Annotated in this window: 10 protein-coding genes; 1 reads left to right on the forward strand and 9 read right to left on the reverse strand. The window is 67.9% G+C overall.

The window, feature by feature from the left end:
- Positions 1 to 5: 5 nt before the first annotated feature.
- The 5 genes from AC0IW9_RS13490 to AC0IW9_RS13510 form a co-directional block, all read right to left on the reverse strand.
- Complete coding sequence (locus tag AC0IW9_RS13490) at positions 6 to 1,604, reverse strand: GMC family oxidoreductase (RefSeq protein ID WP_471648778.1); 1,599 nt, start codon at positions 1,602 to 1,604, stop codon at positions 6 to 8.
- Between the two features lie 78 nt (positions 1,605 to 1,682).
- Positions 1,683 to 2,669, reverse strand: coding sequence for a Bug family tripartite tricarboxylate transporter substrate binding protein (locus tag AC0IW9_RS13495; protein ID WP_471648779.1), 987 nt, complete (start codon positions 2,667 to 2,669; stop codon positions 1,683 to 1,685).
- 98 nt (positions 2,670 to 2,767) lie between these two features.
- Complete coding sequence (locus AC0IW9_RS13500; protein WP_471648780.1) at positions 2,768 to 6,061, reverse strand: error-prone DNA polymerase; 3,294 nt, start codon at positions 6,059 to 6,061, stop codon at positions 2,768 to 2,770.
- Complete coding sequence (locus AC0IW9_RS13505) at positions 6,058 to 7,686, reverse strand: Y-family DNA polymerase (RefSeq protein ID WP_471648781.1); 1,629 nt, start codon at positions 7,684 to 7,686, stop codon at positions 6,058 to 6,060. The genes AC0IW9_RS13500 and AC0IW9_RS13505 overlap by 4 nt, the downstream gene beginning before the upstream one ends.
- Positions 7,572 to 8,309 carry an ImuA family protein gene (locus AC0IW9_RS13510; RefSeq protein WP_471648782.1) on the reverse strand — a complete coding sequence of 246 codons (738 nt, stop codon included), beginning with the start codon at positions 8,307 to 8,309 and terminating at the stop codon, positions 7,572 to 7,574. Before AC0IW9_RS13510 ends, AC0IW9_RS13505 begins: the two co-directional genes overlap by 115 nt.
- A 240-nt stretch (positions 8,310 to 8,549) precedes the next feature.
- Between AC0IW9_RS13510 and AC0IW9_RS13515 the strand changes: the two genes are divergently transcribed.
- Positions 8,550 to 9,824: an Hsp70 family protein gene (locus AC0IW9_RS13515; RefSeq protein WP_471648783.1), complete on the forward strand. Its 1,275-nt coding sequence runs from the start codon at positions 8,550 to 8,552 to the stop codon at positions 9,822 to 9,824.
- Between the two features lie 10 nt (positions 9,825 to 9,834).
- Here AC0IW9_RS13515 and AC0IW9_RS13520 read toward each other — a convergent pair whose 3' ends face one another.
- From AC0IW9_RS13520 to AC0IW9_RS13535, 4 genes are read right to left on the reverse strand one after another with little or no spacing between them, the layout of a single operon-like run.
- The gene (locus AC0IW9_RS13520; protein WP_471648784.1) at positions 9,835 to 10,848 is read right to left on the reverse strand and encodes a ketopantoate reductase family protein; all 1,014 of its coding nucleotides are present in this window, start codon (positions 10,846 to 10,848) and stop codon (positions 9,835 to 9,837) included.
- Positions 10,849 to 10,852: 4 nt separating this feature from the next.
- Positions 10,853 to 11,953, reverse strand: a complete 1,101-nt coding sequence (locus AC0IW9_RS13525) for an ABC transporter substrate-binding protein (protein WP_471648785.1) — start codon at positions 11,951 to 11,953, stop codon at positions 10,853 to 10,855.
- A 51-nt stretch (positions 11,954 to 12,004) separates the two neighbouring features.
- Complete coding sequence (locus AC0IW9_RS13530) at positions 12,005 to 13,102, reverse strand: ABC transporter ATP-binding protein (protein ID WP_471648786.1); 1,098 nt, start codon at positions 13,100 to 13,102, stop codon at positions 12,005 to 12,007.
- Entirely contained in the window at positions 13,099 to 13,881 is a 783-nt protein-coding gene (locus tag AC0IW9_RS13535) for an ABC transporter permease (protein WP_471648787.1), read from the reverse strand. The genes AC0IW9_RS13530 and AC0IW9_RS13535 overlap by 4 nt, the downstream gene beginning before the upstream one ends.
- Positions 13,882 to 13,883 lie beyond the last annotated feature (2 nt).

Below are 13,883 nucleotides of genomic sequence, written 5' to 3' on the forward strand. Positions count from 1 at the left end.
TGCCTTCAAGCGGCGGCCAGGATCATGTCGGCCGCCTTCTCCCCGATCATGATCGCCGGGGCATTGGTATTGCCCGAGGTCAGGGTCGGCATGATCGAGGCATCGGCCACCCGCAGCCCGGCGATGCCATGCACCTGCAACCGGGCATCCACCACCGCCATCGCATCCGTGCCCATCTTGCAGGTGCCGACCGGGTGGTAGGTCGTCTCGGCGGAGCCTTTCACCCAGTCGAGGATCTCATCGTCACGGGTCTGCGTCTCGCCCGGCGCAAGCTCCGAGATCCGTAGCGGCGTGAGCGAGGGCGCGTTCATCACCGCACGCGCGATCCGTATGGCCGTCACCGTCAGCTCGGCATCGACGGGCGAGGACAGGAAGTTGAAATTGATGGCCGGCGGCCGGCGCGGGTCCGCCGCCGCGATATGGATATGGCCCTTGCTTTCCGGCCGCATCGGATGCGCGTAGCAGGTCATGCCGGACTGGCTGGAGATCTTCGGCCCCTTCGGCCCCGGCTCCGTCAGCATCGGCACCCAGCCGAGCAGCAGGTCCGGAGCCTCCAGCCCCTCACGCGAGCGGACGAAGGCGCGCAGCGGTGCCGCCACCATGTTCAGCAGGCCCTTGCCGAACACGGCATAATCCATTGCCTGACGCACCAGGCCCAGTCCCCGGCCGGTATCGTTGTAGGTGAGGCCCTTGGTGCCGATCGCCCAGCGGGTCCGCGGCGCATAATGGTCGCGCAGGTTCTCGCCGACCCCGGGCAGGGCATGCTGGACTTCGATCCCAAGGTCCCGCAGCCGCTCGGGCTGGCCGATGCCGGAAAGCTCCAGCAATTGGGGCGAGTTGATCGACCCGGCGCTGATCACCACCTCCCGGCCCGCTCGCGCCTCGTGCAGGACGCCGGCCACGCAGTAGCGCACGCCGATGCAGCGCTTGCCGTCCAGCAGCAGGCCTTCGGTCAGCGCCCCGGTCTCGATCCGCAGGTTCGCCCGGCCGCGGATCGGGTCCAGGTAGCAGCGGGCGGTGCTCATCCGGCGGCGGGCGGCGATGGTCGCCTGGCTCATGGCGATGCCATCCTGGGTGGCACCGTTGTAGTCCGGGTTATGGGCGATCCCGACCTCGCCCGCGGCCTTGATCAGGGCGGCCATCAGCGGGTCGCGCGGTTCCGGATTGGTGACGCGCAGCGGGCCCGCACGGCCACGGAAGGTGTCGTCGCCGTGGCCCTCGTAGGATTCCATCCGCTTGAAGAAGGGCAGCACGTCCTCGTAGCTCCAGCCCTGGTTGCCCAATTGGGCCCAGGTGTCGAAGTCCTGCTTCTGGCCCCGCACGAAGGCGAGGCCGTTGATCGCGCTGGAGCCGCCGAGCATGCGGCCGCGCGGCACCGGGATGCGGCGCCCCTTGGTGCTGGGTTCCGGTTCGGCGTTGTAGAGCCAATTGGCGGCGGGGTTGGTGATCAGCTTGGCGAAGCCGATGGGGATGGGGGACCAGGGATGGCTGGCAGGCCCTGCCTCCAGCAGCAGGACCTTGTGGCGCGCATCGGCCGATAGCCGGTTGGCCAGCACGGCCCCGGCGGATCCCGCACCGACGACGATGAAGTCATAGCTCTGCATATGGTTCGTTTCCCCCGACCCGTTGCAGGATGAACCCATGGCCTGGGCCATTGCGCAACCCATGCCGGGGCCGGTGGCTTACCGCGTGGGGGACAGTCCCGCCTCGGCGATCACCTTCGCCCATTTGGGGATATCGGCGGCGATCGTCGCGCGCATCGCATCGGGCGAGCTGCCGGCCACGTCCAAGCCGAGGCTGGCGAATTTCGCCTGCATCTCCACGTCGTCCAGCACGCGCATGGCAGCGTCATGCACCTTCCGGGTGATGGCGGCAGGCGTCCCCACCGGGGCCATGAGGCCGAACCAGGAAATGGCCTCGAAGCCGGGGAAGCCCTGTTCGGCAACCGTCGGCAGATCCGGGGCATTGGGTGAACGGGTCAGGGAAGTGACGCCGAGGCAGCGGAGCTGGCCATCGCGGACCAGCGGCATCGCCGCCCCGCTATTCTGGATCCCGACCGGCACGGCACCACCGAGGACATCCGCCAGGTTGGCGCCACGATAGGGGATATGCTCCATGCGGATGCCGGCCTGGTGGCACAGCATCTCCGCGGTGATGTGCTGCGGCGTGCCCACGCCGGGCGTACCGTAGGAGAGCTTGCCCGGATTGGCCTTCGCATGGGCCACGAGAGCCGGGATGCTTCGCCAGGGCTGCCCGGGATTGACCAGGATGAGCGAGGGCATCGACAGGGTCAGGCCGATCGAGACCAGGTCCTTCAACGGGTCGAAGGGCAGGGTCTGCAGGCTGGGCAGGACGGTCAAGGCGCCATTGGCCGCCCAGATCAGCGTGTAGCCATCGGGGGCGGATTTGGCGACGCGGTCGAGGCCGATGGCGCCGCCATTGCCGGCGATGTTTTCTACCACGACCGGTTGCGCCCAGGCTTCGCTGAAGCGTTGCGCGAAGATGCGTGCCGTCACGTCCGTGGAGCTGCCGGCGGTGAAGCCGACCACCAGCCGCACGGGGCGGTTCGGCCAGGGAGCCTGCGCGCTGGCCGGGGTGCCGCAGGCGCTGCTGCCTGCGACTGCAGCGCCGGCCGCCATGAGGCGCCGCCGTGAAAGCGGGAATGCCATGACGTCTCTCCCTGAGCTTTTTCGGCCCATCAGCAGCGGCCGTTGATTGAGGGGAAGCGTAATGGGAGCGGCTGCCCGACGTCCAGGGTTGCGACAGCCTAACGGAAGTCCCGGCTTCCCGGCAGCCGCGCCTTCGGCTTACGCCGCTCGGGCTCCGGGCGCCTTACCTCATCGGAACGGCCCAGGTTCCGTTCGGCCCAGTCCGTGTCTCCGGTGGCAATACCCGGTTGCAGCAGGCCATCCAGCAGGTCCGATCGGTCGACCAGCCTGCGGACGATGAGATGCGTGATCGGGACCCTGGTGTGCTCCGTCACGCGTTCCACCTGGCCTTCCGCCAGCAGCAGCCGGCCGGCGATCAAGGCGGCGCGATAGCGGAGCCCGACATCAGGATAGACGATGAGATTCCCGGTGCCGTGCTCATCCTCGACCGTCAGGAACACCACGCCATTGGCCGAACCAGGGCGTTGGCGCATGAGCACCAGTCCCGGCAGGCAGAGCGATGTCCCCGCTGGCACCTCCTGCAATTGGCGCGTATCCGCGTGCCGCAACGCCGAGAGCTGTGGCCGCAACAGGGCCAGGGGATGCTGCCGCAAGGTGAGGCCGGTCGTCCGGTAATCCTCCACGACCATCTCGCCCTCGGTCAGGGGCGGCAGCGCCAACGGTGCTTCAGGCATCAGGGAGCCTTCGCGCGCCAAGGGATCGGCCGCGGCGGCGAAGAGCGGCAATGCATGCGGTCCGTCCACCACGCCGCTTGCCTCCCAGCTTGCATGGCGCCGGCTGGTTCCAAGGCCCGCGAAGCAATCGGCGGCGGCCAGGGCATCCAACCCGCGACGGCCGATCCCGGTACGCCAGGCGAGTTCCTCGACCGAGGCAAAGGGCGCCCCGTTGCGCGCCTGGCGTACATCGAGAAGGGCTGTCGCGGCCTCCCTCGCCAGTCCCACCACCATGCGCAAGCCCAGCCGCAATGCCAGGCCGCCGCTGCTGTCCCGATGGGCTTCGAGCGTGCAGTCCCAGACGCTGGCGTTGATATCGATGGGATGGATCGCAACACCATGGTCCCGCGCATCGCGCACGAGCTGGGCAGGCGCATAAAAGCCCATCGGCTGACTGTTCAGCAAGGCACAGGCGAAGACCGCGGGATGGTGGCATTTCAGCCAGGAGGAGGCATAGACGAGATGCGCGAAGCTGGCCGCATGGCTTTCCGGAAAGCCATAGCTGCCGAAACCTTCGATCTGCGCGAAGACGCGGTCGGCAAAGCCTCGCTCATAGCCGCGCCGCACCATGCCGGAGACCAGCTTCTCGCGGTATTTCTCAACCTGGCCCTGCGCCTTGAAGGTGGCCATCGCCCGGCGCAGCTGATCGGCTTCATCGGGCGTGAAGCGTGCCGCGACGATGGCGATGCGCATCGCCTGTTCCTGGAACAGCGGTATGCCCAAGGTCTTATGCAGCACCTGATACAATTCGTCGGGCGGGCCTTCATGGGGCCAAGGTGAGGGATAGTGCTCCTGCTCCTGTCCGGATTTGCGCCGCAGGAAGGGATGCACCATGTCCCCGGCGATCGGCCCGGGCCGGACGATCGCCACTTCGATCACCAGGTCATAGAATTGCTTCGGCTGCAGGCGCGGCAGCATGTTCATCTGCGCCCGGCTTTCCACCTGGAAGACGCCGACCGAATCCGCCCGGCACAGCATGGTGTAGGTTTCGGGGCATTCCTTCGGCAGCAAGGCCAGGTCGAGACTGAGGCCGGCATGCTGCCGCAGCAGGTCGAAGCTGCGGCGCAGGCAGGACAGCATCCCGAGGCCCAGGACATCCACCTTGAGGATGCCCAGCGCTTCGATATCGTCCTTGTCCCATTCAAGGGTCGTGCGATCCGCCATGGCGGCATTGGTCACCACCGCAAGCTCGATCAGCGGGCCACGGGTGATGACGAAGCCACCGACATGGGTTGCGACATGCCGCGGGAAGTCGGTCAGTTCCTCCGCGAGCTCCATGGCCAGATGCAGGCGGAAGTCGGCGAGATCGAGCCCCTCCCCGGCCGCCAGCTCCGCGAAGCCCAGCTCCCGCCCCGGCCCCCAACTGGCCTTGGCCAGCCGCGCCGTGATATCGGCGGTGAGGCCCATGGCGCGACCCACTTCGCGGATCGCGCTGCGCGCGCGATAGCGGATGATGGTGGCGCAGAGCGCAGCGCGATCACGCCCATAACGTCGATAGAGATGCTGGATGACTTCCTCGCGCCGCTCATGCTCGAAATCGATGTCGATATCGGGCGGTTCCTGGCGGCTGAGGGAGATGAAGCGTTCGAACAACAGGTCATGCTGCGCCGGATCCACGGCGGTGACACCCAGCGCATAGCACACTGCGGAATTGGCGGCAGAGCCGCGGCCTTGGCACAGGATCGGCGGCTGCTGCGCCTGGGCGAAGCGCACAATCTCATGCACGGTCAGGAAGTAAGGCGCATAGTCGAGCTGCTCGATCAGCCTCAGTTCGTGGGTGATGCGGTCACGGATGGCCTGGGGCACGCCCTTGGGCCAGCGCGTCTCGAATGCGGCGAAGACCCGCGCTTCCAGCGTCTGCTGGGCGCTGCGGCCTTCTTCCAGGATTTCATCGGGGTATTCGTAGCGAAGCTGGTCCAGCGAAAAACCGGCCGTTGCCTCCAGCACCTGCAGGGTATTCGCCAATGCGGCCGGGTGGCGGGCGAAGAGGCGCGCGACCGCGGCCGGCGGCTTCAGGGTGCGTTCCGCATTCGGTTCCGCAGCATGGCCCAGAGCATCCACCGTGATGCGCAGGCGGATGGCGGTCAGCACATCGGCCAGGCGACGGCGTGACGGATTGTGATAGCGCACGTCGCCGATGGCGAGCAGCTCGGGCCCCAGGGATGCCAGATCATCGAGGCGCGCCTGATCATTGCCACGCAAGGCGCAGGATGCCGCCAGCAGCAAGGGCAGGGCCAACCGGTCCTGCAAGGCGGCGGCATCGGCACGCAGGCTTTCAGCAAAGCCCTGCGCGAGGTCGGCAGGCGGGATAACGGCCAGCACCCAATCATCGGCAGCCGCAAGCATGGCCGAACGGCTGATCCGGCATTCCCCCTTGGGCGCTGTCATCCGGCCATCCGAGAGAAGGACCGTCAATTGGCCATAGCTGGCACGGTCGGTCGGCCAGACCAGCCATTGGCTGCCATCTTCCAGGATCAGCCGGCAGCCGACACGGAACGGCAGCCCCGCCGACTTCGCTGCGGCATGGCCGCGCACCACGCCGGCCAGGGAATTCGTATCGCAGAATCCAATTCCTGCCAGACCCAAAGCCTTCGCCGTTTCCACCAATTCATGCGGATGCGAGGCACCGTCGAGAAAGGAGAAGTTAGAGCGCGCAGCCAGTTCCGCGTAGCCGATCACGGAAGATGCCCGTGCAGTAGCCAAAGGTCAGACGCATCCGGCCCCGCCCGATAGACCCAAAGGCGTATGCCGGAGGCAAGCTCCACCCGATGATAGTCGCGGCCGGGCGGTAGTCTGGGCCCGTGCCACCATGCGGGCTCCAGGCGTTGAGGCCCTGCGGCACGCAGCACGCGGTGCGCGGCACCGTGCCAGCGCAGCAGCGAGGGCGGGCCATCCGGCAACAAGGCCACCACGTCGAGCGGATGCGGCCGCCGCAGCAGCAGGACCGGTGCATCCGGCACGGCCCAATCCATCGGCATGGTAGGCACGGCGTCATAAGGGTCGAGCCGGGCTACCATGCTCTCCGGCCAATGACTGGCTCGGGGTGCCGCGCGATGCACCCGCGTTCTTTGGCGGATGCGGTCCAACAACTGGGCCAAGGCCAAGCCGACGCCGTCATCCTGCCGACCACCGACGGCGAGGACTGTCTGCAGGCCCGCGGCCATGGGATCGGTCGCGCGTGCCTCCAAGGCCATGCGCTCGAAGCCAAGGCCCGGCTCCAGGCCTTCCAGCCGGTCACGGAACAGATACCGGAGATGCGCCGCGGTACGGGTCGGCTGGCCGGCGCGGACGGCAACCTCCTGCACCTCGCCATCCATGCGCCAAGCCAGCAGCGTTACCTGCCGGGCCCCACGCCCTGCCTCGCGCAGCTTATCGCCCAAAGCCTCCAGCAGCCGGTCGAGCATGGCCTCGATGCCGGCCCGGGTGACGATCGGCTCTGCCAGATCCTGTGTGACGGCAAGTTCAGGAAGAGGCTGGATGGGATGCATGGCCTCGCGCCGCTGGCCCGTTACGGCATCCAGCCGGTGCAGCAGCTCAACCCCGAAGCGGCGGGCGAGCGATGCGCGGGACAAGGCCTGCAGGTCTCCCACCCTGCGCATGCCGAGCCGCGCGAGGGCCAGTGCCAAGTCTGCGTCCAGCCGCAAGGCGAGGCCCAGCGGCAGCGACCCCACGTTCACCGCTTCGGCCCCGTTCACCACGATCGGTGCATCGCTTCTGGCACGGGCCAGGGCCCCCGCCGTGGCCGCGGCACCCGCCACCGCACCACGCACGGCGAAGCCGGCGCGCCGCAGCCGCGCCAGGGCATCCTGCATCAGCCCGGCTTCTCCACCCAGCAGATGGGCGCAGCCGGTGATGTCGAGCAGCAGGCCATCCGGTGGATCTACCGCTGCCAACGGCGTGAAGCGCCGCGCCCAGAGTGCAAGACGGTGCAGCATGCGGGCATCGCCGGCAAAATCAGCGGGACGCAAGCTGAGCGACAGGGCGATGGCCTGGACATCGGCAAGGGCTTGGCCGGGCCGCAGGCCGGCCTCTGCCGCGGCGGCATTCACCGCCACGACGATTCGGCGCGGTCCTTCCTTGACCCAGATAACGAGCGGTTCGTCGAAACGCAGATCCGATTCGGCACGGTGCATCCGGTCGGTCGCAAAATCCGGCAGATGCAATGCCAGGAAGCGGCGGGCTTCGAGGCTCATAATGCGATCCGTACTGCCGTAGTCCACACGATCTGCCCGGCCTGCCAAGTCACCGCCCAGGGGCCACCCGGCTTGCCGCCACGCAGGCGCAGCAGTTCCAACTGCCAGCACGGCTCACCCAGGCCATGGCCGGGACCCGTGGTATTCAGGGGCGCGATCCGCCAGCGGCTGGCAGCGGCACTGGGGGGAGGATTCAGGATGGCGGGCCGCAGTAGCAGCCCTATGCCGCCGCCGGCTTCTGCCGCGAGTTGCAGGCGGCGGCTGGCCGTCAGATCCAGCGCGGCCACAGCCGGGTCCGCTTGCCAGTCCGATGCCAGCACGGCACCGGAAACCGCAGGGCACCGCAGCGTCTCCTCCATGGCCCAGAGCGCATCGGACCATCCATCGGCGCGGACCAGGATCAGATTCGCCGGCAGCAGGCCGAAGCGGGCAAGGCCAGGTGGCCAAGCGGCCAACCCATCCGAACTGCCAGCGATCCAGACGACGGTGCCGCCGCTGCGGGCCAGGATTACGGCGGCGAAGGCAGCCCCGCAGCCGGGCTCCGTCGCCAAGATCTCATGCAGGGTCGCGCGGGCAAGGCCATCACCGGGCAGGCCCATGCCGTCGCAGATCGGAATCGTGGCCATGCCATGCGCGAGACGCCCGCCGCCTTCCAGGCGCGATACACGGGCCCGCAATGCGGCAATCAATGCCGGCTGGTCGAGACCCGGCCGGCTTCCTGCAGGTTGCGCCATGAGCGAGCCCTGCCCCTACCGCATGGGCCAGGGTTGCCGCGCCAGCGGAAAAGGTCGTGCGAAGGAAGCAGGCTGCGACATGGGGCGACAGTGGCTCAGCAAAAGGAACAAATCAAGAACTTAACGATTATCCCCAAGCCTGGGTTGCCACGACTCATGGCGCCATTCCACCCGGCCCCCTTGTCCCGGAGGCCGGGTTCGGGTCTAACCCGCCGCCCCTTTGCGGTACGGGTCCTGTCCATGGCAACGGTCATCGGTGTCGATTTCGGCACCACCAACAGCGTCGTCGCCGTCCTGCAGCCCGATGGCAGCGTCGCCACGGCTCGATTCGCCGTCGGCCAGGCGGAGATGGATGTCTTCCGCTCCGTGCTGTGTTTCTCGGCGGCGGAGCGTGGTGCCTTCCGGCATGCAGCCGGGCCGCTTGCCATCGATGCCTATCTCGAGGATCCGCTGGCCAGCCGGCTGATCATGTCGATGAAATCCTATCTGGCGCAGCGCAGCTTCGGCGAGACCCGCATCTTCGGTCGCGCCTTCACCCTTGATGCGCTGATCGCCCTGCTGCTGCGCGACCTGTTCGGCGAAAGCGGCCCGACACTGGCCGGCGCCAGGCTCATCGCTGGCCGGCCGGTGCGCTTCGCCGGCGACTTCCCTGATGATGCGCTGGCGGAGGGCCGGCTGCGCGCCGCCTATGCCCAGGCCGGCTGGCCGGATATCGGCTTTGCGCTGGAGCCGGAAGCTGCGGGCTACCGCTTCGCCAGCACGCTGAAGGGCGCCACGACGGTCCTGGTCGGCGATTTCGGCGGCGGCACCAGCGACTTCTCGGTGCTACGCTTCGAACCCGGCGCGACGCACCGGGTGACGGCGCTCGGGCATTCCGGCATCGGCATCGCGGGCGACAACTTCGACTACCGCATCATCGATCGCGTGGTCTCGCCACTGCTTGGCAAGAACGACAACTATAAGGTCATGGGCAAGCCGCTGCCGATCCCGCCGGCCTGGTACACCGGATTTGCCCGCTGGCACCGCCTCTCGCTGATGCGGGCCCCGAAGATCCTGCGCGATATCGCGGAGGTTGCACGGACCGCGGACCACCCGGACCGGCTGCACCACTTGATCAGCCTGATCGAGGAAGAGGCGGGCTATTCCCTGTACCGTGCCGTCTCCGGCGTGAAGGCGGCGCTGTCCCGCGCGCCCAAGGCCATGCTGCAATTCCGGCATGAGGGTTTCACGGTCGAGGCCGAGATCGACCGGGCCGATTTCGAGGCCTGGATCGCGCCGGATCTGGCGAAGCTGGGCCATGCCGTGGACGAGGCCCTGACCGAGGCGAGCTTGCCGCCGGAGGGAATCGACCGGGTCTTCCTGACCGGCGGCACCTCGCTCGTGCCCGCAGTGCGCCGAATTTTCGAAGACCGCTTCGGCGCCACCAAGGTTGCAGGGGGTGGCGAATTCGTCTCCGTCGCGGAAGGCCTCGCACTGATCGGCCAGGCCCGAGGGGACCAGGCCCAAGGCGGCTGACGGGTTTCCGCTACCGGCCCATCAGGGTCAGCAGATTGGCATCGGATTGCGCCAGCCGTCCCCGCTCAATCGCGTGGATCAGGTCCACCAGGCGCCGCACCGTCGGACAGTCCACGCCATGCGCCGCGCCGATCTCGGCGATCGGTGCGATCTGCGCATCCACCTCGGTGCCGCGCTTGCGCACCGCGATGTCCCGCCAGATTCCGGAATGCGTCTTCGCATTCGGGCGGTTGAAGGCGACCATCGCCGCCACGGATGCGGCCGCGGCCTCCGCTGGGGCGCCCGGGGCGAAGGCGGCGGGGTCGTAGCCGTTGAAGCCGCGCGGCGTGATGCCGATTGCGGCCGCGACGGCATTGACCTCGGCGCCCAGCGCCCGCCACAACGGCAGCAGCTCGGGCCGTTCCAGGCAATCGGCGATGCCGAGATCGCCCAGGGCCTGGGCAAACAGGAAGCAGGCATAGCCGAGCTTGCCCCAGAGATAGCCGGCGATCTCCTCCGTCATGATCGCGTGCGGGGCGAATTCGAGCATCAAGCCATGCAGGGCGCGCAGCCGATCGGTGATCCGGCCATCCATCTCCCCCAGCACGACGGCGCCGTGATTGGCGAAGAGCACCTGCCCCGGCGCGATCCAGTCCGCGCCGAAATTGATGAAGGCGCCAACGACGCGCGAGGCGCCGACGACATCGGCGATCATGCCCTCGCAGAGCCCGTTCTGCAGCGACAGGACGTAGCCATCCTCCGCCAGATGCGGCAGCAGCGCGCGAGACGCTTCACGGGTGAATTGCGACTTCACGCAAAGGAAGATGTGGTCCCAGCTGCCGCTCAGCTCACCCGGCAGGAAAGCCGGGGCCCGGACCGCCAAGGTCGCGATCGGGCCGCTGATCTTCAACCCCTCCGCGCGGATCGCCGCGACATGGGCCGCATCGGTATCGACGACGGTGATGTCATGCCCGGCGGCGCCGAGGAAAGCGCCGACCGTGCCGCCGATCGCCCCGGCGCCCCAGATGAGGATGCGCGCGCCCATCCCCTCAGCCCTTCAGGGTGCGCACGATCATGGTGGTCAGCCGCGGCATGTCGGGGCCGATCTTCTCGAAATCCGGGCGGATCAGCCGGCGCTGCGCCTCCTCTGCGCTCATGACGACCGAATCGGCCTTCAGCGCCTCGGGAATCTGGACCGTCGTGCTGGCCGGGGAGAAGAAGCCGCGGGTGATCCAGGCGAGCTGGCATTCGTCCGAGAGCCAGGTGTCGAGGTAGCGCTGGGTCAACTCCGTCGCCTTGGGCGAGAAGCCGACGCAGGACTGCATATGCCCGGTCCATTGCACGCCGCCTTCCTTCGGCACCACGAAGGCCAGCTTGTTGCCCCGCGCCCGCGCCTGACCCATGAAGGAGCCCCAGTGCGGCGCCGCCCACATCTCCCCGCGGGAGACGAGGTCCTCGGCCACGACAGGCGAATTCACCCAGGCGCCGATATTCGCCTTGTGCGGCTGCCAGGCACGGATGCCCTCCTCGACGCTCGGCGGCTTGCCGGCGGCGACGGCGGCCATGATGTAGCCGTCGTAGTAGGCATCCCACATGGCGACGCGGCCGCGCAGCTTCGGATCATAGAGGTCGTTCCAGGAGGTCGGTGCCGCCATCCGGTCCGGGTTGTACATGATGGCGAAGGGCGCGAGGTGGAAGGGAATGCCGAGCCCGCCCGGCGTCTCCATCCCGGCCGGCAGCTTCTTCGCATTCGGTACGAAGGCCGGGTCGAATTTGGTGAACATGCCATCGGCGCGGCCGCGCTGGGCGAAGATGTCGTTGAACATGCCGCCGCTGATCACCGGGTTCGCCCGCTGGGTCAGCATGCGCGGATAGCCGGCCGCGTTGGTGGCGATTTCCAGCTGGACCGCGGTCGCCGGATTGGTGCCGCGGAACTGCGGCAGGGTCACGTCCTTCAGGATGTCCGGGACCGCGCCGGGCTGGGACAGGATGGTGATCTGCGCGACATCGGCGGCCGGCGCCTGGGCCAGCGCCTCGGCGAAGCGGAGGAAGGAGGCACCACCGGCGCCCATCGCCGCCAGCCCTTGCAGCAGGCCTCGGCGATGCGTGCCCGCAGCGAAATTCCTCAGGATATCCGCCACATCCGTCATTGCCCGTCTCCCGCTTGCCCGAGCGAAGGTTCCGGTCGCGGTGCGCCGGCGTCAAGCGCCTTTTGGCGCAGCGAAGCCAACCAATTGCCCCGGGTGCCAGCCGAGCATCACGGCCTCGCCCTGCCGCGGGACGGGTATCGCCCCGGCGCCATTCGGCAGCATCGCCACCAGATTGGCACCACCGCCGATCGCCACATGCAGATAGGTGATGGCGCCCATATAGACGATATGCGCGACCGTGCCGCGGATGGTGGCGATGCTTGCATCGGGAGCCGGATTCACCAGCACCTTCTCCGGCCGCAGCATCAGCTCGATGGCGCTGCCCACCTCGGAGGCCGGGGCGCCGGGGACATCGACCTCCAGCCCGCCAAGCAGCCGCACCCGCAGCCCTTCCGGCCCGCCGCCCAGCACGGTGCCGCGCAGCGCATTCATCATGCCGATGAAGTCGGAGACGAAGTGGTTGGCCGGCCGATCGTAGATCTCGTCCGGCGTACCGGTCTGCACGATGCGGCCCTGGTCCATCACCACGATGCGGTCGGATAGGGTCAGCGCCTCATCCTGGTCGTGCGTGACGAAGATGGTGGTGATGCCGACTTCGCGTTGCAGCAGCTTGATCTCGACCTGCATCTGCTCCCGCAGTTTGCGGTCGAGCGCGGCCAGCGGCTCATCGAAGAGCAGCACGTCCGGCCGGGTGATGATGGCGCGGGCGAGCGCCACGCGCTGCCGCTGGCCGCCCGAGAGCTGGGACGGTGAGCGGTCCCCCAGTCCTTCCAGCCGCACCTGCCGCATGGCACCGGCAATGCGGGCGGCAATCTCCGGCCGGGGCACGCGACGCATCATCAGCCCATAGCCGATATTTTCGGCGACCGACTTGTGTGGGAACAGCGCGTAATTTTGGAAGACCATGCCGATGTTGCGGCGCCAGGGCGGTACCTCATTGGCGCGTCTGCCGCCGATGCGGATTTCCCCGGCATCCAGCTTTTCCAGCCCGGCGATCATCCGCAGTGTGGTGGTCTTGCCGCAGCCACTCGGCCCCAGCAGGCTGACCATCTCGCCCGGCGCCACGTCGAGGTCGATGCCCTGCACCGCCGGTACCTTGCCGTACCACTTGGCGACACCGTTGAGCGTCACTCCCAAGGCACCGCTCATCCGAATTGCTTCCCCAGACCGACCGTGCGTTCGACCGCCAGCACCGCCACCGTGGTCACCAGTACCAGCAGCGTCGAAACGGCGGCCAGGGTCGGGTCGAGGCTATACTCGGCGTAATTATACATCTCGATCGGCAGGGTCATCATCCCGCTGCCCACCAGGAACAGGGAGATGGTGAATTCATCGAAGGAGATGATGAGCGAGAAGGTGGCCCCGGCGATCAGCCCGGGCCGCAAGAGCGGCAGGGTGATGTCGCGGAAGCTGATCCAGGGATTGGCACCCAGCGTCAGCGCCGCTTCCTCATAGGCCCGGTCGATCTCGGCAAGCGTCGCGGAGACGGTGCGCACCACATAGGGCAGGGTGACGATGATATGCGCCAGCACCAGCCCCCAGAAATTCCGCACCAGCCCGAGCGGCGCCAGCACCATGGCGATCGCCGCCGCCAGCACGATGGCGGGGAAGACCAGCGGCGTCAGGAACAGCAGCATCAGCGCCTGCCGGCCGGGGAAGTCGTAGCGTCGCAAGGTGAAGGCGGATAGCGTGCCGACCACCAGGGACACCGCGGTCGCCATCACCGCGATGGCGGCGCTGTTCCAGCAGGCCGCAAGCAGCGCCGGCCGGTCCAGGATGGCGCGGAACCACTTCAGCGAGAATCCCTGCGGCGGGAAAGTCAGCGCCGAGCCGTCGCTGAAGGCGGATGGGATGACGATGGCGATGGGCAGCGCCAGGAACAGCATCACCAGCGCCACATACAGGCCGAGCAATCTTTCCGTGCGCATCA

It is taken from the genome of Belnapia sp. AC561 (assembly GCF_979252845.1).

Coding starts and splice junctions, on each gene's coding strand:
- AC0IW9_RS13490 (WP_471648778.1), bottom strand. CDS start 1,604: ATGCAGAGCTATGACTTCATCGTCGTCGGTGCGGGATCCGCCGGGGCC.
- AC0IW9_RS13495 (WP_471648779.1), bottom strand. CDS start 2,669: ATGGCATTCCCGCTTTCACGGCGGCGCCTCATGGCGGCCGGCGCTGCA.
- AC0IW9_RS13510 (WP_471648782.1), bottom strand. CDS start 8,309: ATGGCGCAACCTGCAGGAAGCCGGCCGGGTCTCGACCAGCCGGCATTG.
- AC0IW9_RS13515 (WP_471648783.1), top strand. CDS start 8,550: ATGGCAACGGTCATCGGTGTCGATTTCGGCACCACCAACAGCGTCGTC.
- AC0IW9_RS13520 (WP_471648784.1), bottom strand. CDS start 10,848: ATGGGCGCGCGCATCCTCATCTGGGGCGCCGGGGCGATCGGCGGCACG.
- AC0IW9_RS13525 (WP_471648785.1), bottom strand. CDS start 11,953: ATGACGGATGTGGCGGATATCCTGAGGAATTTCGCTGCGGGCACGCAT.
- AC0IW9_RS13530 (WP_471648786.1), bottom strand. CDS start 13,102: ATGAGCGGTGCCTTGGGAGTGACGCTCAACGGTGTCGCCAAGTGGTAC.
- AC0IW9_RS13535 (WP_471648787.1), bottom strand. CDS start 13,881: ATGCGCACGGAAAGATTGCTCGGCCTGTATGTGGCGCTGGTGATGCTG.